The sequence below is a fragment of the Streptomyces sp. NBC_01463 genome, from assembly GCA_036227345.1.
GTDB lineage: Bacteria > Actinomycetota > Actinomycetes > Streptomycetales > Streptomycetaceae > Streptomyces.
Genome location: CP109468.1, coordinates 8,420,991 through 8,446,730 on the forward strand (window position 1 = coordinate 8,420,991; position 25,740 = coordinate 8,446,730).

Below are 25,740 nucleotides of genomic sequence, written 5' to 3' on the forward strand. Positions count from 1 at the left end.
TGGGTGTGTGTGGGTCACAGGGCGAACAGCGGGGCCGCGTACTGTTGCGGGCGCTGACTGATGAGACGTGCGCGCAGGGCGCGGGCCGCGTCGCCGGTGAGACCGAGGCCTTCGGCCACGCAGCGGAACGTGACGTAGCGGGCCTGCGCGTCGTCGGTCCGCAGGCGGGCCAGCCACGGGTCCAGGCGGCGCATGGCCTCGGTCACCGAGCCGTCGGGTGAGCCCAGTGCGTCCGGCCGCGACGACAGGTCGCGCTCGCGCTGGAGTTCTGAGAACCCGCAGACGTCCCGACTGACCCGCTCGGCTTCGTCGAGAGTGTCCACAGCACGCGAACAGAGAGCGCCCGCGAGCCGGTTGCGGTCCAGGACCTGCTGGATGCTGCGGCGGTAGACGCGGGGACTGGCGTCGGTGAGGACCACCGGCCTGCCGGTGTCCCGTACGACGCACCCACCACGCCGGCCGCGGGCGGCGGCCACCAGGAGCGCACTGGCCTCCGAGGGATGCCAGGCGAAGACGTGCTCGACACAGGTGGTGTCGTCCTCGGTGAGAGTGAAGTAGTCGGTGCCCAGGCCGGGCAGCAGATCGTGCTCCGGGATCTCGCAGTCGAGCCCCGGGCCCGCGAGGTGGAGGGTGGCCCGCACGCCTGCCGTGGCGCACGCCGCGATCACCAGGGCGTCCGGCAGCGGACTGAGCAGCGTGGGCTCGTCACCGCGGGCGAAGACGTCCCCTCCGACATCGACGACCTCGACCTCGTCGACGTCGTACCTCTCGGCTGTCTCCGCGATCTGGCGGGCCAGTTGAGTGACTCCTCCGTACGGATCGAGCAGCCCCAGCGTGACAGGGAGCTCGGCGGCCAGCCGCGGAAGCGTGGAGCCTCCCGGCGCGAGGGCGGCCGAGTCCGCGGTGATCCGGGAGACACTCGGGGTGAGGGGCCGAAGGCGTGTGAAGTCCCGCGCGGAACGAGGGCCGGGGAGCGGGTCGACGACCAGACGTTCCCACGCGTAGCTGAGCACCACCGCCGGTTCGTCGCCGTGCAGCGCGCGGTGCACGAGGGTCGTGCCGATCACGTCGCCGCCGCCGCCCGCGGCGATCAGGAGCTGGGTCATTGCGCACCCTTCGGTCGTTGGAGGATTCCACCGGAGACAGCGGCGGAATGTGGTGGATGGCCGTGAACCAGCCCCGTACAAGGTCTCAATGGCCGAATGTGCGAGGTGCCCGGCATGAATCGGTCGGTGCGTGAGGTGGGCGGTCCGCGTGCGGAATGCAGGCCTTACGGGTTTCCGGGCAAACGCATACCACCGGCCCGGCGCGGTCACCGGCGTCTCTTCGATGACCGCACCGGGAGGAGTGGCTGAGAAAGGCAGTCAGGCCTTTACGGTTTTCAGCCCTGAGATACTGAGCGGTTCGCTGCCCATGTGCTTCTGCGCGCGCTTGTTGCTCATGTGCAGGCCGGCATAATATTCGCGGTCCAGATCGATGACCTTCTTCGAGAAGAGCATCCACGACAGGGTGTCGCGATACTTGAAACCGGCCGGCGTGAGCTGAATGCGGTTGGTCGGCAGCCTGCGAAGAAGCCCGACCTCCTCCGCCGCGTCGAGTACCGGCTCGAAGAGATGCGCCATCTCCTGGTATCCGAAGCGGTTGAGCTCGTTCAGGTCCAGATCGAAGGAGTCGAGGACGAGCCGCTTGCGGACGATTTCCTCGTCGTTGAGGACGAAGCCGGTGAGCGGGGTCAGTTCGTGGGCCCGTGCCTTGGTGATGTAGTCCGCCACCTCGGTCAGGCTCGGCTTCACGCTGCCGACCATGTAGTCGACCGAACTGGTGTAACTGCGCGCGCCGGCTCCGAGCCCCAGCAGCGGAACACCGTGGAAGGTCAGAACCTTCTGCTGGTATCCGCCACGGCCCAGCTTCTTGTAGCGGACGTTCGACTCCTGCACGTAACCGGCCTCGCGGAACGTGGCGTTCGCGTAGTCGTACCGTTCGTACAGGTCCGGACTCATCATGTACTGGTACGCGCCGGTCTTGGAGAACCACGCGTCCGGCCGGACGGTCAGGAAGTACGTGCTGATCGTCTCGGGGGCGAGCGCCGCCAGTTCGTCGACGGAGTGCCGCCAGCTCTCCGGCGTCTGCCCCGCGAAGCCCATGATCAAGTCGGTACTGAGATTGGGCAGTTGCTTCTCGCGGGTTATCTCGATGGCCCGGCGGATGACCTGCTCTCCCGCCTGGCCGCGGCCGGCTTCCCGGATCTCGGAGGGCACCAGCGACTGGATGCCGATGTTCGCCCTGGTGAGACCCAGGTCGATGAGCCCCTCCAGGGTGCCGGGCTCCTTCACGATGGAGTCCGGGGTGGCCTCGATGGCCACCTCCTCCACCGTGCTGCGCCAGTTGGGGTACACCTCGTCGAAGGTGGCGAAGAGCTGCTCGAAGTGACGCAGGCTCAGCAGGCTGGGAGTGCCGCCACCGATGTAGATGGTGCGCAGGCGGCGGCTCTGGATGATCTCCGTGTGGTCGCGGATCTGCGTGCACAGCGCGTCCATGTACGCGTCGTACACGTCCATGTCCTCGGAGATGACGGTGTACAGGTTGCAGAATCCGCACTTGTATCGACAGAAGGGCACGTGCAGGTACAGGTTGAGTTCGGGAACCGGGTGTCGCTGCAGATCCTCTGCCCAGATCTCCCCGATGTTCCGGGTTCCGTTCAGTGGGCGGTAGGCGGAGCGGGAAGGGTACGCGTAGTTGAAGGGCGGTATGACGCCCTGCTCGATGTGCCTGGCGAGCTCGTCGCGAATAGCGCTCAACGTGCCTGATCCTTACGTACGGAGGTACGGCTTCGGACTGCCTGCCGGCCGGGAGCGATGCCGCAGATCAAGGCGGCACGGAATGAGGTGTGGAGTGAACGGGCGTGTTCAGGGACACGCGCGGGAATTCGTATGGGCGGTGCCCCGCCCCGCAAGCCACTTCCCCCGGCGGCTCTGCTCTCGCCCAACTGCCACGCAAATCAAGCTTGTCGGTCGATGCGTACAGCAATGGCGGAGGCTTTTTCAGTAGAGCGGTGGGAGCGAGGGGGCCGACAGGAACAGAACCTACGACGATCTCGGGTGTCCACTGTTGCCTTCTCCGAACTTGTCCGCACTGTGAGACCGCCCGGAGGAAGGGTGATCTGCCGGCGCTCGTACGGTTACGGTCGCCGGACCGAACAGGCCGACTCAGGAGGCGAGTTGAGGTACCGGAAAGCAGTGGCGCCGCGAAGACACGTTGAATTTTGAAGGACACGAATTCGCTTTCCGGGCCATCGGCCGGGAAGGGCGTGAGCGGCCTGCGCGCTGTGCACACGCGCCCCGCTCGAGAAGTGACCGGCCTTCGGGTCGCCAGGGCGCCGCCGGCCTTGCTGCGGCCATTGCCGACATGAGTGCCAACAGGCCTGCTGAGCCGTACGAAGTCGAAGTACCCGGTCCTGACCCGCTCGCGAACACCGCCTCCGTCCATCCGTTCTGCCCTGCCCGCACATGCGGTTGGCGGGGCGCCTCCCGCAGGGTCAACCCCCCGGGGCGGGGCGCGGAAACCGGTGCCGTCGCGCCCCACCCGCGTGACCGGCACCGCCACGGCCGGGACGGGTCAGGGACGTCCGGGTGATTCCGCGCGCCCCCATCCCGCACGGGACCGGCCGAGTGCCGGATGCCGCCGGCGCCGAGCTCACGATCGAACTGGAGTGACCCATGACCGCGTCAGACATCAAGCGCATCGCGTACATCCGATCGATCCCGATCTCGCGCGCCGGCCCCTACATACCGGCGTTGGCCCGGACCGTCACGGACACCGGCCGGGACGCCCACATCCTGTACACCGACGGTGACTGCGCCACCGAGGACTTCCCCGGCGGCACCTGGGAGAAGCTGCCCGAGGACGCCACCCCCGACCAGATCGTCGAGCGAGTACTCGCCTGGGGTGCCGACGGCGTCGTCTCGCTGGCCTTCCCCGACGAGGCCGGGCTGCGCGACGCGGTGGTGAAGGCGAAACTCGCCCGGCACGGCATCCCGATGGTCTCCAACGGACTGGAACCCTCGCGGCTGCTGGCCGACAAATGGGAGACGAAGAAGATCCTGGCCGACCACGGCCTGGACACCCCGCAGGGCATGCTCATCGACGGCACACTGCTGAAGAACGGTGCGGCCGAGGTCCCGGTCTACGCGGACATCATCCGGCTCAAGGCGGCGGAGATCGGCTTCCCGCTCCTCACCAAGGCGGTATGGGGAAGCTCGGGCAACGGCATCCGTTTCATCCGCGACCATGCGGATCTGGAGGAGTACCTGGCGACCCCCGACGAGGGGAACTTCGTCCTGGAACAGTGCGTCACCGGCGAGCTGTGCACGGTCGAACTCGTGGGAGCGGACGGCGAGTACGCCGTGCAGCCGCTCTGCTTCACCGGTCCGACCGGCGGCAAGCCCACCTTCGCCTTCTGGGAGCTGCGCTCATCGGCGCCACGCCCCGCGGACGACGCCGCCTTCGCGCCGGTCGCGGAGAAGCTGAAGAAGCTGTGCACCACCCTGGGCGTCACCGGTGTCATCAACCTGGACATCATCTACAGCCGCGGCACCTACTACGTCCTGGAGATCAACCCACGGGTCTCCGGTGCCACCGCCCTCGGCGTGGCCGCCTCGGACCACAACACGTACCTGAGCATGACCGAGATCCTGCTCGGCCAGTGGAAGGCGCCGGCCGAGCCGGTGCTGCCCCGGCGCCGCTGGTCCCTGGAGTTCCCGGTCAACAACGTGACCGACGCCTTCACCAAGGAAGCCGAACAGGCCCTGGACGTCGTACAGATCACCCCCACCCTCGTGGTCGACGGGCGCGAGTACGGCGGACTGATGATCGTCTCCTGCGAGTACGGCGCCGAGGCCGGCTTCCTCCGGCGGATCACGTCCCTGGACGCGGCCCACCACGTTCTCTCCCCGGCCATGCTGGCGCTGCTCGAAGGGCTGCTCGCCACCCCGGCCCCGCAGGCCGTCGGCTGACCGGCGGATCCAGTGTCCTCGGCCCCGCCCCGCACGAAAGGCCTCTACGCCCGATGTCCGATCCGTACGTCCACCTGCCTGCCGCCGACGTCCTGGAGTCCCTCGCCGCACACGGCGAGTCCGAGATCAAACAGCTCCGGGAGTCCTGGGACGGCCTCCGGGCCGACCGCTACCTGAAGGACGGCGCCGGCTACCGCCGTCGCCGCTACAGCGAATTCCACCTGACCGGCAAGGGCCTGGTCCGCGCCCCGCACGGAGCGTTCCGCCAGGCACTGGCGGTCAACCCCCTGCACGGCGGGGTGGACCGGGAGTTCGCGCCCATCGAGCAGGAGGTGGCGGCCTCGCCCCTGCTCACCGCTCTCGTCCGCACGCTCCTCGCCCGGCTCCCCGGCACCTTCGACATCGACTCCGGCGCCATCGGCATCCACCAGATCCGCATCCTCGCCTCCCGCGACTCCGAGGGACTGCCGGCGCCGGAGGGCGTGCACGAGGACGGCCACCACTTCGTCGCCCAAGTCCTCATGCGCAGGCAGGACGTCCGCGGTGGTGTGTCCCAGTTGTACGGCCGGGACAGGAGCCCGCTCCTGCGCACACTGCTCAGCGAGCCCTTCGACACGCTCATCATCGACGACCGGCGCGTGTTCCACGGTGTGTCGCCGGTCGAGGTGACCGACGGGATGCCCGTGGGGGTGAGGGACATGCTGCTCGTCGACTTCTTCCCGCGCGGTGGCGAGCCGGACGGGGCGGGTGCATGAGCCCGCTGCCGGGCCGGCCGGACACCCGTGACGTTCCGTCGGGTGGCAAGGGCGTCGACGGGACGGGCCGAAGCCGCCGGGGAGCGGCCGGCTCCGGTGACCGCGGAGGGCCGCGATGAGAGGGCGGGAGGTCCTGGAGAAGTGGGGGCTGCCCGACCTGGCGGGGAACGGCCGCTTCGTCTCCGCGAACATCATGGACAGCCTCGGCAACGGGCTGGTTCTCGCCTTCACCGTCATCTACTTCACCACCACGACCTCGCTGTCGCTCGGCTCGATCGGCGCCGCCCTGTCGCTGGGGCAGTTGCTCGCCCTGCCCACCCCCGTACTGGCGGGCTCACTGATCGACCGGCTCGGCGCCCGCAAGGTCGTCATCGCCGCCAACCTCATCTCGGCGGCCGGCTTCACCGCCTTCCTGGCAGCGGACACCGTAGGGAAGATCGTCGTCGTCCAGTTCGTCGTCCAGGCGGGCTCCAGCATCTACTGGACCGCCGGCCGCGGCCTCGTCCTCCTGGCCGCACACAGTCACGACCAGGCCCGCTGGTTCGGCTTCATCGGCGCGCTGCGCAACATCGGGGGCGGGTTCGGAGCGGCCGTCGCCTCGCTGGCCCTCGCGGTCGGCAGCGACTGGATCCGGCTGCTGATCGTGGTCAACGCGGCCAGTTTCGTGATCGCCGCATGCCTGATCGCCGGCTGGCGACCCGTGACGGAGGACCGGTCGCCCCGGCACATCCGTACGCGGAAGGGCGAGGGGTACGCCGTCGTACTGCGCGACACGCGCTACCTGCGGCTGGTCCTCGCGAACCTGGCATTCGTGCTCGCCGCGAGCGTGCTGCCGGTCCTTCTCGCCGTCTACCTCACCGAATCCCTGCACGTCGCCACGTGGCTGGTGGGAGCCTGCACGGTCGGCAACATGGCCCTCGTCGCTCTCGTGCAGACCCTCGTCGCCCGGATGACCGAACGCCGCCGCCCGACCCGGGTACTGGCACTGGCCGGTGTGGTCAACGCCGTCGCGTTCACCGTGTTCGGGCTGCTGCTCGCGGTGCCCGGCTGGGTCGTCGTCGCAGGCCTGGTGCCGGCGATGGCGGCGTTCACGGTTGCCGAGATGCTCAGCGTGCCGTCGAGCGGCGAGCTGAGCGCCTCCCTGGCACCGGAGCACATCCGGGGCCGCTACCTCGGCGCCTTCCAGCTGTCCTGGACCCTCGGGAACGCCATGGCCCCGGCTCTGCTCACCATGCTCCTGGGGCACGGGCCCGCCTGGCCCTGGGTGGTCCTCGGGGCGCTGAACCTGCTGGTGGTGCCGCTGGTGCTGAGCCTCGGCGACGCCCCTGCGCAGGACGGTCCACGGACGGAGAAGGCCGCCGCCCCCACAGCCGAGCCGGTCGAACGCCCTTAGTGAACTCCCTTTGTCAAAGCCCCTGTTGAACCCGTCGCCCATCCGATTGGATACGATCAAGTGCCGGCATTCACTGGCCTTCGGGCAGTCACACAGATCGCGGGCCCCGCGCTGCCCGTCATCTCCTTCGCGGCGCGCCTGCCCGCAGCGATCTGCCCCATCGCCACTCTCCTGATGCTGACCGAGCTGGACAGCATCGGCACCGCGGGAATCGCGGCCGGAATGCTGTGGACCGGCCAGGCCGTGGGCGGCCCGTTCCTCGGCCGCTACGCCGACCGCCGAGGCCACCGGCCCGTCATCCTGGCAGCCTCCCTCGCGAACGCGGCCGCCCTGGCTCTGTTCGTCGCAGCGGCGCTCACCGGCACGCCGCTCGTCGTACAAGCCGTGCTCGCCGCGGTCGTCGGTCTCACCGTGCCGCAGATCGGGCCGCTCTCCAGGACACGGTGGGTGGTGCTGACCGGACCTGCCGACGGGAAGGCCGGCACGGGCACCCGGGAACTGACCCGCCGCGCGCTCTCCTTCGACACCGCAGTCGACGAACTCAGCTTCATGGCAGGACCCGCCCTCGCCGGGATGACCGTGGTCCTGATCCACCCCGCGGCCGGACTCGTCCTGGCGGGAGCGGTCATCGCCGTCTTCGGGACCCTCTTCGCCCTCCACCCCACGGCCCCACGGGGCAGAACCACACAGACCTCCGCACGCGGGAGGCTGCTGCATCCCGCACTGATCGCCGTCTTCGCCATGGCGCTGCTCCAGGGAATGATCTGGGGAAGCGCCAACGCCGGCACGAGCGCACTCTCCGAACACCTCGGCGACACCGGAATGGCCGGTCTGGTGTGGGGCGCGATGGCGGTGACCAGCTCACTCATCGGCCTCGCCATGACGATGCGTCCGAGCGCGATGGAGCTGACACTCCAGCTCCGTCTCGCCATCGCCGCGCAGGCGCTCCTCCTGCTCCCGCTGCTCCTCGTCGACAGCTTCATCGGCGCCACCGCGGCCATCGCAGGTATCGGGTTCGCGGTGGCCCCGCACCTCATCGCGGTGTTCAACCTCGGGGAACACATCGCCCCGATGGAGCGCATGGGGGAAGCCATGGCCTTCCTCGGCAGCGGACTCATCATCGGCCAGGGCGTCGCCGCACTGGCGGCAGGACAGCTGGCCGAGCACTACGGCCACCACAGCGCCTTCCTGCTCACCTGCGCCTCGGGAGCGGCAGCGCTCGTCGTCGCCCTCGTCTGCGTACGCCCCGGAATCATCGAAACGCACCGCGCCCCCCGCGCGGCGGAGAGCGGACTCGCCGAAGCCTCCGCCGGCTGACCCCGCGCAACTGCCCGGACGGCCTCGCGCCGGAGAGAGGAAACCCGATGACGTACGTCATTGCAGAGCCATGTGTGGACCTCAAGGACAAGGCCTGCATCGAGGAGTGTCCCGTCGACTGCATCTACGAGGGCCGGCGGTCCCTGTACATCCACCCGGACGAATGCGTCGACTGCGGAGCCTGCGAGCCGGTCTGCCCGGTCGAGGCGATCTTCTACGAGGACGACACCCCGGAGGAGTGGAAGGACTACTACAAAGCGAACGTCGAGTTCTTCGACGACCTGGGATCGCCCGGTGGCGCCGCGCGGCTCGGCCCGATCGACAAGGACCACCCCCATGTCGCGGCGCGATGACATGGCGGCCGGCGCCGCGGAGGTGCGGCCGTGAACCTCACCCTCGTCGACGACATACGGCGCATCCCCGCCCACTCATGGGACGCGCTGTCCGGTCCGGCGGGCCTCTACCTCTGCCACCAGTGGCTCGCCGCCCAGCAGGACGATCCCACCGCCCAGGTCCGGTACGCACTGGTCCACGATGACGGCCTGCTGATCGCCGCCGTCCCGCTCCACGTGGTCGACAGCGAGCCCAACGACCTCTACCGCGTGCACGAGGTCGTCCCCGGCAGGCCTCCGGTCAGGACCCTCCTGGCGGGCGCCCGCCGCGGCTACCTGAACGCCCCGCTCCTGCACCCCGCCCTCACCCCTGACCGCAGGCGCGAGGCGCTGCACCACCTCGTGACGGCGGTCCGGTCCCTCGCCGCCGCCGAGCAGGCCCAGCCGTGGTGGCTGTACGTCACCGACACGGCGGCCACCGAACTCGCCGACGTCTGCGGGACCGAGCCCGTGCGGCTGAACGAGGACGCCCGCATCCCGCTTCCCGGCAGCACCTTCGCGGACTACCTCGCCGGCCTGCCCTCCAGACGACGCGTCGCCATCCGCCGCGAACGCCGCGCGTTCGCGGAAGCCGGATACGAGCTGCGCACGCTACGTCTCTCCCAGTGCGCCGAGGCCGTCGGCGCACTGGCCGCACAACTCCAGGCCCGCCACGGCCACCCGGCCGACCCCGCCTTCATGACGCGGCTCATGCGCGACCAGGCCGACGGCATGGCCGACAGCGGAGTCGTCATCGCCGCCTTCGCCGAAGAACACATGGTCGCCTTCAGCCTCTTCTACCGCCACGCGGGAACCCTCTGGCTCCGCTCCACCGGATACGACTACGCGCAACTGCGAGGAGCACACGAGTACTTCAACCTGGTCTACTACCTCCCCATCGAGGACGCCTACGCCCAAGGCGCCACCGCGCTCCACCTCGGCATGGAGTCCCTCAGGGCCAAAACCCTCAGGGGAGCGGTCACTTCGCCGCTGTGGGCGCTCGAAGGGTCCTGACCTGACGACCCTGTTCCTGCGACGAGGCCGTAGGGTCCCTCGAATGCGTATGTATCTCTCCTCCTTCCGCATGGGGAACCATCCCGACCAGCTGCTCGCCCTCCTGGACGCGCCCGGGCCCGCCGACATTGCGGTGATCGCCAACGCGACGGACGACCAGCCCCCGGACCGACGCGCTGCCGGGGTGCGGCGGGAGACGGAGGCCCTCCACTCGATCGGGCTTCGGCCGGCCGAGATCGACCTGCGCGCGTACTTCGGCAGGCCGAGGGAGGACGTCGAGGCCGCGTTCGCCCCCTACCCTGCCGTCTGGGTGCGCGGCGGCAACGTGTTCATGCTCCGCCACGCCCTCGCCCGCAGCGGAGCGGACGCCGTGCTCGGCGCGCGGCTGCGCCGGGACGACCTGGTGTACGGCGGCTACAGCGCGGGCGCCTGCGTGCTCGCACCGAGTCTGCGCGGCCTGGAGCAGTGCGACGATCCGAACGCGGTCACGGAGACCTACGGCGATCCGGTCACCTGGGACGGGCTGGGCCTCCTGGACCACGTCGTGGTGCCGCACATCGACTCGCCCGGCCACCCCGAGTCCGAAGTTCTCGGACGGGTGGCCGCCGACTACCGCGCGAAGGGGATCGCGCACCGGACCCTGCGCGACGGTCAGGTGCTGGTGGCCAAGGACGGCCGCACACGGGTCTGCTGAGGCCCGGTCGCCTGCCTCACCACGCGCGGCGCCGCCGCCGTCGCGCGGAGCCGGTACACGTCGGGCTGCATGCCGACGAGCTCGGTGAAGCGGGTGCTGAAGGTGCCGGTCGACGGGCAGCCGACGGCGAAGCAGACCTCGGTGATGCTGAGGCCACCGTGCCACAGCAGCACCGAGGCGCGCTCGACACGACGGGCCATCAGGTACGCGTACGGAGACCTGCCGTAGGCCAGCCGGAAGGACCGGCCCAGCTCTCCGGCGGTCATGCCCGCGTCGGCGGCGAGGGTTTCGACGTTCAGGGGGCGCGCGTACTCCCTGTCTATTCGGTCGCGGACACGGCGTAGCCGCGCCAGGTCGCTGAGGCGCTGCGCCGCGAGGCGCGCCCGCCCCCACGAGGGGTGACACATGCGTGAACTCCGTTCGTCGGGGTCCGTGGGCACTCCGGTCCCGGCCTGGCCGGAGACGGTGCGGGTGCCGGACGGATCAGCGAAGTTCCTGGATGCGGACCAGGTTGCCCGCGGGGTCGCGGAAGGCGCAGTCGCGGATGCCGTAGGGCTGCTCGGTCGGCTCCTGGACCACCTCGGTGTCGCCGGCCCGGACCTTCGCGAACGTACCGTCGAGATCCGGCGTGGCCAGCAGGATCCAGCCATAGGTGCCCTTGGCCATCATCTCGGTGATCGTGCGGCGCTCGTCCTCGGTGATGCCGGGGTCGACGGCGGGCGGCGCGAGCAGGATGGACGTACTGGGCTGACCGGCCGGACCGACCGTGATCCAGCGCATCTTGCCCTGGCCGACATCGCTGCGGACCTCGAAGCCGAGTACGTCGCGGTAGAAGGCCACGGAGGCGTCCGGGTCGTCGTGCGGGAGGAAGCTCGTGTGAATGCTGATGTCCATGGCGATCATGCTAGATCCGGCCCCATGGCCCGCGCTTCTCGATTCCTGACCGATCCGGCCGATCGGGTCGCGCGTCCCACGGCGCTCCGCCGGTTCGTTGGGCCGGGGTGGTGTCGGAGCCCGCTGGTAGCGTGCCGCATCCGGGTGAAACGATCATGAGGGGACGGCGAGGGCTGTGCGGGAAGTGATGTGCCACGAGGTCGGCACGCAGCGCAGGGAGGACGCGCTTGCGGACATCGCCGGACGGACCCATGGGCGATGGCACTGGATGCGCTACGACGACGCGTCCCCGGGGAGGCTGCGGGAGACGTGTGACGAGCTCCTCGACCACGTCGCGGCCCGCACCGCGGAGGATTCCGCGCCCGACGAGGTCGCGCGCGCCGCTCTGCGGACCGCGGCCGAGTGCTCGCTCGGAGTGCTGAGCGTGGGCTGCTTCCCCAACGGCGACCAGGAGATCGCGTTTCCGCTGATCGACGAGGTGCTGAGCAGCGAGGACATAGCGTTCGGCGACCTCGTCGAGGCGGCTCCCACGGCGCGGACGTGGTGCGACGCGTTCGAGCTCTGCCTGGTCAGCGGTCTGGTGGGGGAATGGGAGCGGGTGATCGGCCTGCTGCTGCGGGAGGACTACGCGCCCGCGGTGCGCGACGGAGTGCCGTACTCGACGTTCGACTCCCTCTCCGAGCCGGCCGACCTGGCCGCGATGGACGCGCTGTGCGGCTATCTGACCGCGTCGTCCGGGCATCTGCCCCGCGACTGGCCGACCGTGACGCTGTGCAAGCCCGACGTGGAGGAGCGGGCGGGGGCGGCTCGGAAACTGGACGCGGTAGGTCCCCTGACACCCGACCAGCGTCTCCTGCGCGTCCTTCTCGACGACGACCGTCACGCCTTCGACGAGGCGCTCGCGGCCCGGCTCGTCGAGCACCGGAAGAGCGTGGGACCCGATCCCGCCGCCAGGACCCTGCTGCCGCTCGGCACGCTCGCCCTCGCCGCCCTTGCCGTCCAGGTGCATGGATGGGACCTGGGCATCCGGTCCGGCTATCTGCCGCACGGACTACTGGGTTCCCCGGACGCGCTGCGACGGGCGGCGGAGGCCGGACGGAACGCCCTGGGCGGCTGGACCGCCAAGTAGGGCGGAACGGGCACCGTGCCGGGCTGTCGGTGCCGTCGGACGCGGCCAGGGATGGCCGGGGCGGTCACGGCTTGCGTCCCCACGCCGAGATCATGGGCGAGGTCGCCAGGTCGAGGCTCCCGGTCGCGACGTTTGCCAGATGGCGGTCGATCTCCTCGTCGGTGGCGAGCCCCTCCGTCACCAGCAGGCCGCGGATCTGCCGTACGGTCGCGGCTTCGAGCACGGCACACGCGGGCGAGGTGATCGGGAAGTACGCGTCGGCCCTGACGTCCTCCAGACCGGCTTGGCGCAGCAGCCTGGGCAGGGTCCGTCCGTACGTCAGGTCCGCGCCGCGTGCCGCCATCAGCGCACGGAAACCGGAGCGCAGCCGGTTGGCGAGCCGCTGTTCGGGGCCGGACTCGTCCGGGCACAACAACGGCTGCAGGCCCGGATCGGCATCCTCCAGCAGCAGCCGGCCGCCCGGCCGCAGCGACTGGATCATCCGGCGCAGCGCCTCGGCCCGGTCCGTGACGTGCACCAGGACCAGCCGGGCGTGGACGAGGTCGAAACCGCCGGGCGGCGGCGGGTCGGCCGCCACGTCGTGGCGCAGCACCTCGATGACGCCGTCGGCGACGTCCTGCGTCCAGGAGACGTCGATGTCGGTGGCCACGACCTTGCCCGTCGGGCCGACCCGCTCGGCCAGCCCCCGGGGTACGGACGCGGAGCCGGCCCCGACCTCCCAGCACCGCATTCCGGCCGTGATGCCGAGCTGGTCGACATGCCGGAACGTCACCGGATCGAACAGCTCGCTGAGGGCGCCGAAGCGGATACCCGCCTCGGACTGCTGGTTGTCCAGCAGATAACCGTGTTCCGTGTCGTGTTCAGCCATGGCGCAATCCTCGCAGAGGAGTCGGCGGGCCAGCGGCCGCCCCAGGCCGTGCGCCGGTGAGGTGGATGTCGGATTCTCGCCAGATCGCGGGCATCGGCCGATGCTTGAATTCCGGCATGACCACCACGCATTCCGGCATGACCACCGCGTACGCCGACAAGGCCCGCATCCTCCGCTCCCTCCATACGCCCTCCGCGCCCCTCAGGCTGGCCAACGCCTGGGACGTCGCGAGTGCGCGCGTCATCGAGGCGGCGGGTGCTCCGGCGATCGCCACCACCAGTGCCGGAGTCGCCTGGTCCCTCGGCTCCCCGGACGGTGACGCGCTCGCCCGTGACCGCGCGCTCGACCTGGTCGCCCGGATCGCCGCGGCCGTCACCGTGCCGGTCACCGCCGACATCGAGGGCGGGTACGGGACGGACGACGCGGGTGTGGCCGACACCGTGGCCGGGGTGATCGAGGCGGGCGCCGTCGGCGTCAACATCGAGGACGGCACCCGGCCCCCGGCCGAGTTCGCGAAGCGCCTGGCCGCCGCCAGGAGGACCGCTGAACGGGCGGGCGCGGACCTCTTCCTCAACGCGCGGACCGACACCTTCCTGCGCGGGCTCGGTGATCCGGACACCCGTCTGAAGGACACCCTGGACCGTGCGCACCGGTACGTCGACGCCGGCGCGGACGGAATCTTCGTCCCCGGTGTCACGGACCCCGCGACCGTCGCGGCGTTGGCCGCTGCAATCCCGGTGCCGTTGAACATCATGGCCGGACCCGGCGCACCGGACGTGGCCGTCCTGGGCTCGCTCGGTGTGGCCCGTGTGAGTCTCGGCTCGATTGTGGCGCAGTCCGCGTACGCGGCCGCCCGCCGGGCCGCCGACGAGCTGCTCGGCTCCGGCGGCTACAGCACCCTTGCCGACGCGATCGACTTCCAGGAGCTCGACACACTGCTGTCGTCACCCTGCTGACCGGCCACGGAGCCGTCCGTGTGACGGTCGGCGGCGGTCAGTCCAGCCGGGTCAGGTCCGGCCGCAGACGCTGCCAGACCGGATGGCGCAGCCGGCCCGCCCTGGTCCACTCCGACGCGGTGACCTCCGCGACCAGCCGAGGTTCCACCCAGTGCGCGCCGGCCACGTCCACCTGGCCGGCGAACGGTGAAGTCGGCCGTGCGATGACCGCGAAGTACGCGGTGAGTTCGCTCTGTTCGCGTTCCGACATGCCCGAGCCCACCGAGCCGGCGTACCGCAGGCCGGCGGGTTCGGCCACGCCGACGAGCACCGCCCCCGGCACACCCGCGGGTGCCCCTCGTCTCTGCGTCCAGCCGCCGATGACCACGTCCAGGGTCTCCACCCGCTTGGTCTTGCGCCAGTGGGCCGACCGGGCTCCCGGGGTGTACCGGGAGGACAGCCGCTTCGCGACCACGCCCTCCAGCCCCTCGCGCACCACGGCCTGCCATACCTGTGTCCCGTTGCCGTGCACGTAGGAGGGCGCCGACCAGTGCGCACCGGCCGGTCCCAGGGCCGACAGGATCTCGCGGCGCTCGGCGTACGGAGCGGCGAGCAGGGTGCGGCCGTCGAGGAACATCACGTCGAAGATCATGAAGTGGACCGGGCAGCTCCGTGCCAGGAGGGCGGCGCGGCGTGCGTCGGCCACGCCCATCCGGCTCTGGAGCAGGCCGAAGTCGGACCGCCCGGACGCGTCGAGGACGACGATCTCCCCGTCCAGGACCACTCCGCGCCCGCGCAGCGCGCGCCCCAGCCCCCGCAGCTCGGGATAGGTCGCGGTGACGTCGTTGCCCGCCCGTGAGGTCAGCCGCACCGTGCCGTCGCCCGTCGTGCTCAGCACGCAGCGGACACCGTCCCATTTGGCCTCGAACGCCCAGCCCGTATCGGGTACGGGCAGTGGCCCCGGCACGGCCAGCATCGGTGCGATCGACGGTGGCCGCTCCGGGGCGCCGGAAGGATTCGGGACCATGCCTCGATGATCGAACGGCGGGCGGATCTCCGCAGACCGGGGGGCGGGCGAACGCCCGCCGGCGGGGCCGTTCGCCGCCGGGCCGCGGGCGGTGCCCGTGTGAGGACCGTTGACAAACTGGTGACCTGATAGAAACCTGTCACCGCAACGCCGCAAAAAATGAACCAGATCACTCAAAAATCCAGGCAATGAGCGTGTGTTTCCGGTGGGCGGTCTGCTTTCCCCTCCTGCCGGCGTCCCCGATCGCCCCCATCGGTGTACCTGGCAGCCCGCATCCGGCCCTCGCCGACCGCATGACGCCGCACGCGTCGTGAGGCCGGCGGCGCCTCCACGTGCGCTCCCGGTCCCGCGGCCCCACGGAACAGAGGACAGCATGAGATGGAAGCAACTCGGACGGCGGTTCGCCGTCGGAGCGGTGACGGCGGCATTGATGACGGTCGGGCTGCTGCCGGTCGCCGCCTCGGCCGCCGAGCAGGGCCCCGACCTGGCCCTCGGTAAGCAGGTGACGGCCGGCGGGTCGCACGGTGCCTACCCGGCGTCCAACGTCACCGACGGCAGCCAGCAGACGTACTGGGAGGGCGCCGGCGCATTCCCGCAGTGGGTCAGGATCGACCTCGGCGGCCGGTTCGACGTCGACCAGGTGGTCCTGAAGCTGCCGGCCACCTGGGAGGCGCGGACCCAGACCCTCGCCATCCAGGGCAGCACCGACGGAAGCACCTTCAGCGCCCTGTCCGCCTCGGCCGCACGCGCGTTCAGCCCCTCGGCCGGCAACACCGTCACCATCGGGTTCACCGCGAAGGAGACGCGGTACATCCGGGTGCAGGTGACCGCCAACACCGGCTGGAGCGCCGCCCAGCTCTCCCAGGTGGAGGTCCACGGCGAGGCCGCCGGGACCGACCCCGGCGGCCCGTCACCCGCCGTCGGGTCCAACCTGGCGTTGAACAAGCCCATCGAGGCATCCTCGTTCGTGCAGGGCTATGTGGCGCCCAACGCCAATGACGACAAGCTCACCACGTACTGGGAGTCGAACGGATACCCCTCGACCCTGACGGTGAAGCTCGGCGCCGACGCCGACATCGAGGCCGTCGTCGTCAAGCTCTCCCCGGACCAGGCCTGGGCGACCCGCACCCAGAGCATCGAGGTGCTCGGCCGCGCCCAGTCGGCCACCGGCTTCACCTCGCTGAAGGCCCGGGCCGACTACGTCTTCAACCCCTCCGGCAGCCAGAACACGGTCACGATCCCCGTCAGCGGGCGGTTCGCGGACGCGCAGCTCAAGTTCTTCTCCAACACCGGCGCTCCCGGCGCCCAGGTCGCGGAGGTCCAGGTCGTCGGCACCGCAGCCCCCAACCCCGACCTGACCGTCTCCGACCTGACCTGGTCGCCCGCGTCGCCGTCCGAGAAGGACGACGTCACCGTCGCGGCCACCGTACGCAACACGGGCACCGCCGCAGCCGCGGCGACGACGGTCGACGTCAGCGTCGAGGGCGTGGTCGCGGGCAGCGCACCCGTGGGCGCCCTGGCCGCCGGAGCCACGGCCACCGTGCAGGTCGGCGTCGGCAAGCGGCCGATGGGCGCCTACAGCGTCTCGGCGGTCGTCGACCCGACGGACACCATCGTCGAGCAGGACAACAGCAACAACAGCCGCACCGCCGCCACCAAGCTCCAGATCGCGCAGAGCCCCGGCCCCGACCTCGAAGTGCTCGGCATCACCTCCAGCCCCTCGAACCCCGCCGTCGGCGCTGCGGTCACGTTCACCGCTTCCGTACACAATCGCGGTACCACGGCGGTCACTTCCCCGACGGTCACCCGCCTCCTCGTGGAGAGCACCACGCTGAACGGTACGACCGGCACGATCCCCGCCGGCGGCACGGTCACCGTCCCCCTCAGCGGGAGCTGGACCGCCAAGAGCGGCGGCGCCAACCTGACGGCCACCGCGGACGCGACCGGGGTCGTCGAGGAGACCAACGAGAACAACAACGTCTTCTCGCGCTCCATCGTGGTCGGGCGCGGGGCCGCGGTCCCGTACACCGAGTACGAGGCGGAGGCCGGTGCCTACCAGGGCACGCTGCTCAAGACCGACCAGAAGCGCACCTTCGGGCACACCAACTTCGCCACCGAGTCCTCCGGCCGCCAGTCCGTGCGGCTCGACTCCACCGGCCAGTTCGTGGAGGTCACCTCGACCGTGCCGTCGAACTCGATCGTGGTCCGCAACTCGATACCCGACGCCCCCGCCGGCGGCGGCGCCGAGGCCACCATCAGCCTGTACGTCAACAACACCTTCGTCCGGAAGCTGACGCTCTCCTCCAAGCACAGCTGGCTGTACGGCGACACGGACAGCCCGGAGGGGCTGACCAACCGGCCGTCGGGCGACGCCCGCAGGATGTTCGACGAGTCCAACGCCCTTCTCGGCCAGACCTACCCCGCCGGGACGAAGTTCCGTCTCCAGCGCGACGCGGGCGACTCCGCCTCCTTCTACGTCATCGACCTCGTCGACCTGGAGCAGGTGGCACCGGCGTCCGCCCAGCCGGCCGGCTGCACCTCGATCACCGCCTACGGTGCGGTGCCGAACGACGGGATCGACGACACCGACGCCATCCAGCGGGCGGTGACGGCCGACCAGAACGGTGACATCGGCTGTGTGTGGATTCCGGCGGGACAGTGGCGGCAGGAGCAGAAGATCCTGACCGACGACCCGCTGAACCGGGGCCAGTACAACCAGGTCGGCATCAGTGACGTCACGATCCGCGGCGCCGGCATGTGGCACTCGCAGCTCTACACCCTCACCGCGCCGCAGGACGCGGGCGGCATCAACCACCCGCACGAGGGCAACTTCGGCTTCGATATCGACGACAACACCCAGATCTCGGACATCGCGATCTTCGGCTCCGGCACCATCCGGGGCGGTGACGGCAACGCCGAGGGCGGCGTCGGTCTCAACGGCCGCTTCGGCAAGGACACCAAGATCACCAACGTGTGGCTCGAGCACGCCAACGTGGGTGTGTGGGTCGGCCGCGACTACGACAACATCCCGGAGCTCTGGGGCCCGGGCGACGGCGTCGAGTTCAACGGGATGCGGATTCGCGACACGTACGCGGACGGCATCAACTTCGCGAACGGCACCCGCAATTCGACGGTGTTCAACTCCTCCTTCCGCTACACCGGTGACGACTCGCTGGCCGTCTGGTCGAGCAAGTACGTGAAGAACCAGTCGGTGGACATCGGCCACGACAACCACTTCCGCAACAACACGATCCAGCTCCCCTGGAGGGCCAACGGCATCGCGGTATACGGCGGTTACGGCAACACGATCGAGAACAACATCATCTCCGACACGATGAACTACCCCGGCATCATGCTGGCCACGGACCACGATCCGCTGCCCTTCTCCGGGAAGACGCTGATCGCCAACAACGCACTCCACCGCACGGGCGGGGCGTTCTGGGGCGAGGCCCAGGAGTTCGGCGCCATCACCCTGTTCGCGGCGAGCCAGGACATCCCGGGTGTCACGATCCGCGACACCGACATCTACGACTCGACGTACGACGGGATCCAGTTCAAGTCGGGCGGCGGGACGGTGCCCGGCGCGGAGATCTCGAACGTCCGCATCGAGAACTCCCTCAACGGGTCCGGCATCCTCGCGATGGGCGGCGCGCGCGGCAGCGCGACGCTGACCGGTGTGACCATCACCGGCTCGGCCCAGGGCGACGTGCTCGTCGAACCCGGATCACAGTTCGTCATCAACGGCGGCGCGGGAGGGGCGTCGGCCCGGAAGTAGTCCCGCACCGGAGCCGTCCGGCGATCCGCCTCACCCGCGGAACGCCGGGCGGCACCGGCCGGATGTGGTCCCGGCGCGCCCCGGGAGCCTGCACAATTCGATGGTGATCGACAACGACCCGTACCAGTGGCTGGAAGACATCGAGGGAGAGGCCGCCCTCGCCTGGGTGGCCGAGCGGAACGCCGAGACGGAGGCCGCGCTGGCGGCCGACGGCGCGTTCACCTCCCTCAAGGAGTACATACGGGAGGTGCTGGACGCCCCGGACCGGATCCCGTACGTCTCGCGCCACGGGGCCTTCCTCTACAACTTCTGGCGCGACGCCGAGCACGTACGCGGTGTGTGGCGGCGCACGACGACCGAGGAGTACCGCACCGACGCGCCCGCGTGGGAGGTCCTGCTCGACATCGACGCACTCGCCGCGGCGGAGGGCGTGAAGTGGATGTGGGCCGGAGCGCGGCTGCGCCGCCCCGACTGCGGCCGGGCGCTGGTCAGCCTCTCGCGCGACGGCGGTGACGCCGTGGAGGTCCGCGAGTTCGACCTCGCCACGCGTACGTTCGTCGAGGACGGCTTCCGGGTGGCGGAGGCGAAGACACGGATCGGCTGGATCGACGCCGACACCGTCTTCATCGGCACCGACACGGGCCCGGGCTCGCTGACCGATTCCGGCTACCCGCGGACCGTCCGCAGATGGCGCCGGGGTACGCCGCTGGACGAGGCCGAGACGGTCTTCGAGGGCGAGACGGCGGACGTGGCGGCCGGTGCCTGGCACGACACCGCACCCGGTTTCGAACGGGACTTCGTCGTCAGGTCGACGGACTTCCACCACAGCGAGCTGTACCTCCTGACCGCGGGCTCCTCGCTCGTCCGGATCGACGTTCCCGACGACGCCGACGCCTACGCCCACCGTGAGCACCTGATCGTCACCCTGAAGTCCGACTGGCTCGGCCACCGCGCGGGCTCACTGCTGGCCTTCGGCTTCGACGCCTTCCTGGCGGGCGACCGCACCCCGCAGGCCCTGTTCACCCCGGACGCGCGAACGGCCCTGGCCGGACACACCTGGACCCGTCACCACCTGATCCTGGAGACGATGCACGACGTCAGCACCCGCATCGAGGTGCTCACCCCCGTCCCCGGCGACGGGTGGACCCGCGCACCGCTCGCAGACGTTCCGGAGCTGTCGGCCGTCAGCGTCGTGGACACGGATCCGGACGTCTCCGACGAGTACTTCCTCGACGTCTCGGGATTCCTGCAGCCGTCCACCCTCCACCGCGGCACCGTCGGCGGCGGCACGGAGATCGTCAAGCAGGCGCCGGCCCGCTTCGACACCGCCGGTCTGTCGGTGGAGCAGCACTTCGCCGTCTCCGGGGACGGCACACGTGTGCCGTACTTCGTGATCGGCCCCGACCGCACCGCCACGGGCCCCGGCCCCGCGCTGCTCTACGGCTACGGCGGCTTCGAGGTCTCGCTGACGCCCTCGTACGGTGCGGTGACGGGCCGGGCGTGGCTGGAACGAGGAGGCACCTATGTGATCGCGAACATCCGCGGGGGCGGCGAGTACGGACCGGCCTGGCACCGGGCCGCGCTCGGGGCGGACCGGGCGCGGGCCTTCGAGGACTTCGCGGCCGTCGCCGCCGACCTCGTGGCACGGGGCGTCACCACCGAGGCCATGCTCGGCGCCACGGGAGGCAGCAACGGCGGTCTCCTCATGGGGGCGATGGTCACCCGCCACCCCGGACTGTTCGGCGCGATCGTCGCGCAGGTGCCGCTGCTGGACATGCTCCGCTTCCACGAACTCCTCGCCGGGGCGTCCTGGATCGCCGAGTACGGGAACCCGGACGACCGCACCGACCGCGAGCACCTCAGCGATCTGTCCCCGTACCACCGGCTCGACGCGGACCGCGCCTACCCGCCGCTGCTGCTGACGACCTCCACCCGTGACGACCGCGTCCATCCCGGCCACGCCCGTAAGACGGCCGCACGGCTGCGCGAACTCGGCCACCGGGTCCTGCTCCACGAGAACACCGGCGGCGGCCACGCGGGCGCCGGCGACAACGAACAGGCGGCCCACAACAACGCCCTGGTACACACCTTCCTGTGGCAGCACCTCACGCGCGACACGCCCTGAGCGGGCGACGGGCGGAACTCCGCCGTTCCCTCACGGGGTGCAGGCCTCGGCGATCGACAGGCTGTTCTCGTAGAGGTGGTGCCGGGTGATGCGGCCGTCCTCGACGGTGAGGTGGAGTGCGAACGGGCCGGCGAAGGCCTTGCCCGTGGCCCGAACGGTTCCCGACAGATGACCCGTCAGCACGGCGTCGGCGCCGTCGACGAGGAAGGTGCCGACGGACGCACGCGCGTCCTCGGGCACGGTGTGCCGCGCCAGCTCAGCCGCCTGAGCGGCGCATTCGGCCGCGGTGCGCCGCGGGCGGATCCACGGGACGACGGGGTTCTCCGCCAGGAGCCAGTCGACCTCGTCGGCGAAGAGCGCGGCGATCCGGTCCGTGTCCCCGTCCAGCCGGGCGGCCAGGAACTCCTGCACGACGGCGCGGGTGGCGTCGGTGACGGTGGTGGAGCCGGGGGAGGTGGCGGACATGGCGTGCTCCTCGTTGCTGGGCCGGGGCATCGGCGGGGATGTCCGTCGATGTGCTCAACCCTGCCGGGGAAGGGCGGAACGGTCGATTACCCCCGGGGTAATGAGCGGGCAGCGCCAGGGCGTGTTTCGAAAGTCCCGCCTGCTCGGCGACGCCTGGCACGCGCCCTCGCCGCGTTGTCGGGATCACCCCGATACACCCAGTATCGGGGCGACCCTCCGCCTTGCGATCGCACGCACCAGACGCCGCCGAGCCCGCCCTTCGGGCGGACGGCGCTACTTTCGAAACACGCCCTGGACGGGGCCGCCGGTCTCCGCCCCCAGCAGCTCCCGGAACGCCCCGGCACCCGCCGGCGTCACCTTCACCGCCCGCCCCGAACCGACCCGCCGCACCCACCCCCGCTCCAGCGCCGTCGCACACAGGGCCGCCCCGAGCGCTCCGGCCAGATGCGACCGGCGTTCCGTCCAGTCCAGGCAACTGCGCACCAAGGGCCGGCGGGAGCCCGAGGGGTGCCGGTAGTCCAGCGTGCCGGCCAGCCACTCCCGGCCCGCCGGGGTGACGGCCAGTCCGGACTCGTCGGAGACCAGACCGCGGGAGACCATCGCGTCGGCCAGGGTCACGCCCAGGTGCCCGGCGAGATGGTCGTAGCACGTACGGGCCCTCGCCTCGGCGCTGAGCCGAACCGACTGGCGCAGGTTACGGGGGCTGGGGGTGTGCGGCGAGAAGGAGGCGACGGCCTCGATCAGGGCGGCCGCCTCCGGCCCGGCCAGCCGCACATAGCGGTGCCTGCCCTGCCGTTCCTCGGCCAGCAGCCCGCCCTCGATGAGGCGGGAGAGCTGCTCACTCGCACTGGACGGGCTGACCCCGGCGACCCGGGCGAGCTCGCCGGCGGTCCAGGCGCGGCCGTCGAGCAGCGTCTGGCAGAAGACGGCCCGGGTGCGGTCGGCGAGCAGGGCGGCGGTCTCGGCGAGTGAGGACATGCGGCCATGATGCCGCCGCAACGGTTCGGGGTGCGCCGAACCGTACCGGCACTACCGTCGGGATCATGACGCACCCGACGCATGAGCCCGACCGCTCCGATCCGCGCCCGCCGGTCGCGGAGGACGGCCCGCCGACGCCGTTCGCCCGCCTCCATCACCTGGCCGCCCCGTTGCTGCTGCCCAATGCCTGGGACCACGCGTCCGCCGCGGCCCTGGCCGGGCAGGGCTTCGCGGCCGTCGGTACCACCAGCCTGGGCGTGGCCGCTGCCGCCGGTCTGCCGGACGGGGCGGCCGCCGCGGCGGGGGCGACCGTGGACCTGGCCCGCCGCCTGGGGGAGGAGCGGTTCCTCTTCACCGTCGACGCCGAGGGCGGCTTCAGCGATGACGTGGCGGAGGTGGCCGAACTGGCCCGGACGCTGTACGAGGCCGGCGCCGCCGGGATCAACCTGGAGGACGGCCGCCCCGACGGCACGCTGGCACCCATGGAGTTGCACGCGGCGAAGATCGCCGCGTGCAAGGAAGCCGCTCCCGCGCTGTTCGTCAACGCGCGCACCGACACCTACTGGTCGGCCCGGCAGGAGGAGCAGACCGCGACGCGCCTCGGCTGCTACGAACAGGCCGGTGCCGACGGGGTGTTCGTGCCGGGGCTGACCGATCCGGACGGGATCGCCGGCCTGATCTCGGACCTCGCCGTACCGTTGAACATCCTGTACACACCGGCCGGGCCCACGCTCCACGAGCTGGCGGAGCTGGGCGTACGCAGGGTCAGTCTCGGCTCGCTCCTCTACCGCGCGGCGCTCACTGCTGCCGTGGACACGGCAGTCGCCATCCGTGACGGGCGGCACGCGGACCGGGGTGTCCTGTCCTACGCCGAGGTGCAGGCCCTGGCGGGGACCGCGGAGGATTCCGGCACCCGCCCGCAGGGCCGGTAGCGCCGGACCGCTGCGACGCGCGGCGGAGCGTCGGGCCCGCCGCGCCGCCGGACCGACCGGGAGGTACGGTGCTCGGATCGGTGCACAGGAGGGTGTGGGACATGGCCGGAACGGTGACTGCGGGCCTGCCGCGGATGCGTGAGGACCTCGCCGAGCTCTATCGGGATCTGCACCGCCATCCGGAGCTGTCGTTGCAGGAGATCCGGACCGCGGCGCTGCTGGCCGAGCGCCTGCGGACCGCGGGTTTCGACGAGGTGGCCGAAGGGGTCGGTCTCACCGGTGTGGTGGGCGTCCTGCGCAACGGGGACGGCCCGGTGGTGATGGTGCGCGCGGACTTCGACGCGCTGCCGGTCGAGGAGAGGACCGGACTGCCCTACGCCAGCACGGCGCGTGCCGTGGCGGGCGACGGCCACGAAGTGCCGGTGATGCACGCGTGCGGGCACGACATGCACGCCGTCTGCCTGGCCGGTGCGGCCGCGCTGCTCGCGCAGACCCGGGACGCGTGGAGCGGCACACTGCTGGTGGTGTTCCAGCCGGCCGAGGAACTGGCGGTCGGTGCTCGGGGGATGGTCGACGACGGACTCTTCGAACGCTTTCCCCGGCCGGACATCATCCTGGGCCAGCACGTCGGGCCGCTGCCCGCCGGCTTCATCGGGTACGGCACCGGACCGGTCATGGCCGCCGCCGACTCGCTGGACATCACGCTCCACGGCCGCGGCGGACACGGGTCCCGGCCGGAGGCGACGATCGATCCGGTGCTGATGGCGGCGAACGTGGTCACGCGGCTGCAGGGCATCGTCGCGCGCGAGGTGCCTCCGGCCGAGACCGCCGTGGTGACGGTGGGCCGTCTGCAGGCCGGCACGAAGGACAACATCATCCCCGACAAGGCCGAACTGGGCGTCAACGTACGTTCGTTCACACCGGCCGTACGCGATCTGGTCCGCGCAGCGGTCGAACGCGTCGTGGTGGGGGAGTCGCGGACGAGCGGCGCCGAACGGGATCCGGACTTCAGGTGGTTCGCCTCCGCACCCGCCCTCGTCAGCGAGCCGGCGGCCACGGAGAGGACGGTTGCGGCGTTCTCCGAGTACTTCGGTGCGCAGCGGATTCTTCCGATGCCGCAGGTGAACGCGAGCGAGGACGTGGGGGTGTTCGGTGAGTCGCTCGGTGTGCCGACCGTGTTCTGGTTCTGGGGCGGGCTGGAGACGGAGTCGACGGTCGCCGCGTTCACCGAAGGGCGGATGGACGAACTGCCGGGCAACCACTCCCCGTTCTTCGCACCCGTCATCGAGCCGACGCTGAGCACCGGTGTGGAGGCGCTGGTCGTGGCGGCTCTGACCTGGCTCGGCAAGGGGTGACCGCGGTGCGCCCGTTCCGTGGCCGCCCGGGCGGCTGACACCTGCCCGGACAGCAGGACCGGCCGCGGCGCGCCATGTGGGCGCCGCGACCGGTCGGTTCACTGCTCGGGACCGCGGATCAGGCGCCGTCGACCGGAATCCAGCTCGACCACTTCTCGGGCTGGTAGAAGGTGTCCGTGTCGCTGTCGTAGCGGAACACGCGCAACTGCACGTGTCCCTTCTCCCAGTAGTCGTACTTGCACGTGGCCCACGTGTTCACGCCACGGTTGTTGATGCAGACGGCGGCCGCGCGCCCGTAGTCGGTGTAGATGCCGATGGCGGCCGACATGCCGTCCTTCTCCGTGTCGCCCGCCCACACGGTGTCGCCGTAGTGCTTGAAGCAGCCTTCGGCGCCGTAGGCGGCGGTCTGTCCGAGGCAGTCGACCGGCGGCGAGACGGCCTGGGCTGCCGATCCTTCGGCGGGAAGTTCCGGACCCAGCTCCGGGGCCGTCGCCTCGATGATCTCCGCATCCGTCGGGATCGACACGGCCTGAAGCCCGTCCGGCGCCTCGTCGGCCAGTGCCGGTGCGGCGGTCAGGAGCGAGAAGGCGAGCGCCGTCACCCCGACCAGAGCGCTCCATCTCCCATGTCTACGATCGCGCATACGCCGCTACCCCACCCCGGCCGTGAACCACAGGCCATTGCTTCATGAATGTGAACAA

At 70.8% G+C, this 25,740-nt stretch carries 22 protein-coding genes; 13 read left to right on the forward strand and 9 right to left on the reverse strand.

All coding sequences use genetic code 11. The annotated features are described in order from the left end of the window. Positions 1 to 14: 14 nt before the first annotated feature. Both OG521_36955 and OG521_36960 read right to left on the reverse strand, forming a co-directional pair. Positions 15 to 1,106 (reverse strand): DUF1152 domain-containing protein, encoded by a 1,092-nt coding sequence (locus OG521_36955; protein WUW26056.1) that lies wholly within the window; start codon positions 1,104 to 1,106, stop codon positions 15 to 17. Positions 1,107 to 1,364: 258 nt separating this feature from the next. After that, on the reverse strand, positions 1,365 to 2,798 hold the full coding sequence (locus OG521_36960; GenBank protein ID WUW26057.1) for a radical SAM protein: 1,434 nt from the start codon (positions 2,796 to 2,798) through the stop codon (positions 1,365 to 1,367). Between the two features lie 918 nt (positions 2,799 to 3,716). On the opposite strand from OG521_36960, the gene OG521_36965 reads away from it, so the two are divergent. The 7 genes from OG521_36965 to OG521_36995 all read left to right on the forward strand — a co-directional run bounded on the left by OG521_36965 (position 3,717) and on the right by OG521_36995 (position 10,556). Further along, on the forward strand, positions 3,717 to 5,012 hold the full coding sequence (locus OG521_36965; protein ID WUW26058.1) for an ATP-grasp domain-containing protein: 1,296 nt from the start codon (positions 3,717 to 3,719) through the stop codon (positions 5,010 to 5,012). A gap of 53 nt (positions 5,013 to 5,065) precedes the next feature. Then, positions 5,066 to 5,767 carry a 2OG-Fe dioxygenase family protein gene (locus OG521_36970; protein ID WUW26059.1) on the forward strand — a complete coding sequence of 234 codons (702 nt, stop codon included), beginning with the start codon at positions 5,066 to 5,068 and terminating at the stop codon, positions 5,765 to 5,767. 115 nt (positions 5,768 to 5,882) lie between these two features. After that, a complete protein-coding gene (locus tag OG521_36975) occupies positions 5,883 to 7,160 on the forward strand; it encodes an MFS transporter (GenBank protein ID WUW26060.1) in 1,278 nt (425 codons plus the stop codon). Between the two features lie 60 nt (positions 7,161 to 7,220). Beyond that, positions 7,221 to 8,477: an MFS transporter gene (locus OG521_36980; protein ID WUW26061.1), complete on the forward strand. Its 1,257-nt coding sequence runs from the start codon at positions 7,221 to 7,223 to the stop codon at positions 8,475 to 8,477. Between the two features lie 47 nt (positions 8,478 to 8,524). Further along, entirely contained in the window at positions 8,525 to 8,830 is a 306-nt protein-coding gene (locus OG521_36985; GenBank protein ID WUW26062.1) for a ferredoxin family protein, read from the forward strand. A 30-nt stretch (positions 8,831 to 8,860) separates the two neighbouring features. Then, positions 8,861 to 9,862: a GNAT family N-acetyltransferase gene (locus tag OG521_36990; GenBank protein ID WUW26063.1), complete on the forward strand. Its 1,002-nt coding sequence runs from the start codon at positions 8,861 to 8,863 to the stop codon at positions 9,860 to 9,862. A gap of 43 nt (positions 9,863 to 9,905) precedes the next feature. Next, positions 9,906 to 10,556: a Type 1 glutamine amidotransferase-like domain-containing protein gene (locus OG521_36995; GenBank protein WUW26064.1), complete on the forward strand. Its 651-nt coding sequence runs from the start codon at positions 9,906 to 9,908 to the stop codon at positions 10,554 to 10,556. On the opposite strand, the gene OG521_37000 is transcribed toward OG521_36995, so the two are convergent. Together OG521_37000 and OG521_37005 are read right to left on the reverse strand one after the other, a co-directional pair. After that, positions 10,514 to 10,963 carry an AraC family transcriptional regulator gene (locus tag OG521_37000; GenBank protein ID WUW26065.1) on the reverse strand — a complete coding sequence of 150 codons (450 nt, stop codon included), beginning with the start codon at positions 10,961 to 10,963 and terminating at the stop codon, positions 10,514 to 10,516. The genes OG521_36995 and OG521_37000 overlap by 43 nt on opposite strands. A 76-nt stretch (positions 10,964 to 11,039) precedes the next feature. Then, complete coding sequence (locus tag OG521_37005) at positions 11,040 to 11,450, reverse strand: VOC family protein (GenBank protein ID WUW26066.1); 411 nt, start codon at positions 11,448 to 11,450, stop codon at positions 11,040 to 11,042. 175 nt (positions 11,451 to 11,625) lie between these two features. On the opposite strand from OG521_37005, the gene OG521_37010 reads away from it, so the two are divergent. Beyond that, entirely contained in the window at positions 11,626 to 12,579 is a 954-nt protein-coding gene (locus tag OG521_37010) for an immunity 49 family protein (protein ID WUW26067.1), read from the forward strand. Between the two features lie 64 nt (positions 12,580 to 12,643). On the opposite strand, the gene OG521_37015 is transcribed toward OG521_37010, so the two are convergent. Beyond that, the gene (locus tag OG521_37015) at positions 12,644 to 13,447 is read right to left on the reverse strand and encodes a methyltransferase domain-containing protein (protein ID WUW26068.1); all 804 of its coding nucleotides are present in this window, start codon (positions 13,445 to 13,447) and stop codon (positions 12,644 to 12,646) included. A gap of 137 nt (positions 13,448 to 13,584) precedes the next feature. On the opposite strand from OG521_37015, the gene OG521_37020 reads away from it, so the two are divergent. Further along, entirely contained in the window at positions 13,585 to 14,403 is an 819-nt protein-coding gene (locus OG521_37020; GenBank protein WUW26923.1) for an isocitrate lyase/phosphoenolpyruvate mutase family protein, read from the forward strand. 37 nt (positions 14,404 to 14,440) lie between these two features. On the opposite strand, the gene ligD is transcribed toward OG521_37020, so the two are convergent. Continuing rightward, complete coding sequence (ligD, locus tag OG521_37025; GenBank protein WUW26069.1) at positions 14,441 to 15,409, reverse strand: non-homologous end-joining DNA ligase; 969 nt, start codon at positions 15,407 to 15,409, stop codon at positions 14,441 to 14,443. 373 nt (positions 15,410 to 15,782) lie between these two features. Between ligD and OG521_37030 the strand changes: the two genes are divergently transcribed. Then, entirely contained in the window at positions 15,783 to 19,184 is a 3,402-nt protein-coding gene (locus OG521_37030; GenBank protein WUW26070.1) for a discoidin domain-containing protein, read from the forward strand. Between the two features lie 100 nt (positions 19,185 to 19,284). Beyond that, positions 19,285 to 21,309 carry a prolyl oligopeptidase family serine peptidase gene (locus OG521_37035; protein WUW26071.1) on the forward strand — a complete coding sequence of 675 codons (2,025 nt, stop codon included), beginning with the start codon at positions 19,285 to 19,287 and terminating at the stop codon, positions 21,307 to 21,309. A gap of 30 nt (positions 21,310 to 21,339) precedes the next feature. Here OG521_37035 and OG521_37040 read toward each other — a convergent pair whose 3' ends face one another. Both OG521_37040 and OG521_37045 read right to left on the reverse strand, forming a co-directional pair. Further along, positions 21,340 to 21,774: a nuclear transport factor 2 family protein gene (locus OG521_37040; GenBank protein ID WUW26072.1), complete on the reverse strand. Its 435-nt coding sequence runs from the start codon at positions 21,772 to 21,774 to the stop codon at positions 21,340 to 21,342. A 273-nt stretch (positions 21,775 to 22,047) separates the two neighbouring features. Next, the gene (locus OG521_37045) at positions 22,048 to 22,752 is read right to left on the reverse strand and encodes a winged helix-turn-helix domain-containing protein (protein ID WUW26073.1); all 705 of its coding nucleotides are present in this window, start codon (positions 22,750 to 22,752) and stop codon (positions 22,048 to 22,050) included. A 65-nt stretch (positions 22,753 to 22,817) separates the two neighbouring features. Between OG521_37045 and OG521_37050 the strand changes: the two genes are divergently transcribed. Both OG521_37050 and OG521_37055 read left to right on the forward strand, forming a co-directional pair. After that, positions 22,818 to 23,684 (forward strand): isocitrate lyase/phosphoenolpyruvate mutase family protein, encoded by an 867-nt coding sequence (locus OG521_37050; protein ID WUW26074.1) that lies wholly within the window; start codon positions 22,818 to 22,820, stop codon positions 23,682 to 23,684. 101 nt (positions 23,685 to 23,785) lie between these two features. Next, positions 23,786 to 25,039: an amidohydrolase gene (locus OG521_37055; protein WUW26075.1), complete on the forward strand. Its 1,254-nt coding sequence runs from the start codon at positions 23,786 to 23,788 to the stop codon at positions 25,037 to 25,039. A 118-nt stretch (positions 25,040 to 25,157) separates the two neighbouring features. Here OG521_37055 and OG521_37060 read toward each other — a convergent pair whose 3' ends face one another. After that, positions 25,158 to 25,682, reverse strand: coding sequence for a hypothetical protein (locus tag OG521_37060; GenBank protein WUW26076.1), 525 nt, complete (start codon positions 25,680 to 25,682; stop codon positions 25,158 to 25,160). Between the last annotated feature and the right edge of the window lie 58 nt (positions 25,683 to 25,740).

What these genes read in the sequence shown, in the direction of transcription:
- OG521_36955 (WUW26056.1), bottom strand. Translation starts at nt 1,106, where the DNA reads ATGACCCAGCTCCTGATCGCCGCGGGCGGCGGCGGCGACGTGATCGGC.
- ligD (WUW26069.1), bottom strand. Translation starts at nt 15,409, where the DNA reads ATGGTCCCGAATCCTTCCGGCGCCCCGGAGCGGCCACCGTCGATCGCA.
- OG521_37060 (WUW26076.1), bottom strand. Translation starts at nt 25,682, where the DNA reads ATGCGCGATCGTAGACATGGGAGATGGAGCGCTCTGGTCGGGGTGACG.
- OG521_37040 (WUW26072.1), bottom strand. Translation starts at nt 21,774, where the DNA reads ATGTCCGCCACCTCCCCCGGCTCCACCACCGTCACCGACGCCACCCGC.
- OG521_37055 (WUW26075.1), top strand. Translation starts at nt 23,786, where the DNA reads ATGGCCGGAACGGTGACTGCGGGCCTGCCGCGGATGCGTGAGGACCTC.
- OG521_37015 (WUW26068.1), bottom strand. Translation starts at nt 13,447, where the DNA reads ATGGCTGAACACGACACGGAACACGGTTATCTGCTGGACAACCAGCAG.
- OG521_37035 (WUW26071.1), top strand. Translation starts at nt 19,285, where the DNA reads ATGGTGATCGACAACGACCCGTACCAGTGGCTGGAAGACATCGAGGGA.
- OG521_37000 (WUW26065.1), bottom strand. Translation starts at nt 10,963, where the DNA reads ATGTGTCACCCCTCGTGGGGGCGGGCGCGCCTCGCGGCGCAGCGCCTC.
- OG521_36970 (WUW26059.1), top strand. Translation starts at nt 5,066, where the DNA reads ATGTCCGATCCGTACGTCCACCTGCCTGCCGCCGACGTCCTGGAGTCC.
- OG521_36965 (WUW26058.1), top strand. Translation starts at nt 3,717, where the DNA reads ATGACCGCGTCAGACATCAAGCGCATCGCGTACATCCGATCGATCCCG.
- OG521_36975 (WUW26060.1), top strand. Translation starts at nt 5,883, where the DNA reads ATGAGAGGGCGGGAGGTCCTGGAGAAGTGGGGGCTGCCCGACCTGGCG.
- OG521_37045 (WUW26073.1), bottom strand. Translation starts at nt 22,752, where the DNA reads ATGTCCTCACTCGCCGAGACCGCCGCCCTGCTCGCCGACCGCACCCGG.
- OG521_36995 (WUW26064.1), top strand. Translation starts at nt 9,906, where the DNA reads ATGCGTATGTATCTCTCCTCCTTCCGCATGGGGAACCATCCCGACCAG.
- OG521_37050 (WUW26074.1), top strand. Translation starts at nt 22,818, where the DNA reads ATGACGCACCCGACGCATGAGCCCGACCGCTCCGATCCGCGCCCGCCG.
- OG521_37020 (WUW26923.1), top strand. Translation starts at nt 13,585, where the DNA reads ATGACCACCGCGTACGCCGACAAGGCCCGCATCCTCCGCTCCCTCCAT.
- OG521_37030 (WUW26070.1), top strand. Translation starts at nt 15,783, where the DNA reads ATGAGATGGAAGCAACTCGGACGGCGGTTCGCCGTCGGAGCGGTGACG.
- OG521_37005 (WUW26066.1), bottom strand. Translation starts at nt 11,450, where the DNA reads ATGGACATCAGCATTCACACGAGCTTCCTCCCGCACGACGACCCGGAC.
- OG521_36985 (WUW26062.1), top strand. Translation starts at nt 8,525, where the DNA reads ATGACGTACGTCATTGCAGAGCCATGTGTGGACCTCAAGGACAAGGCC.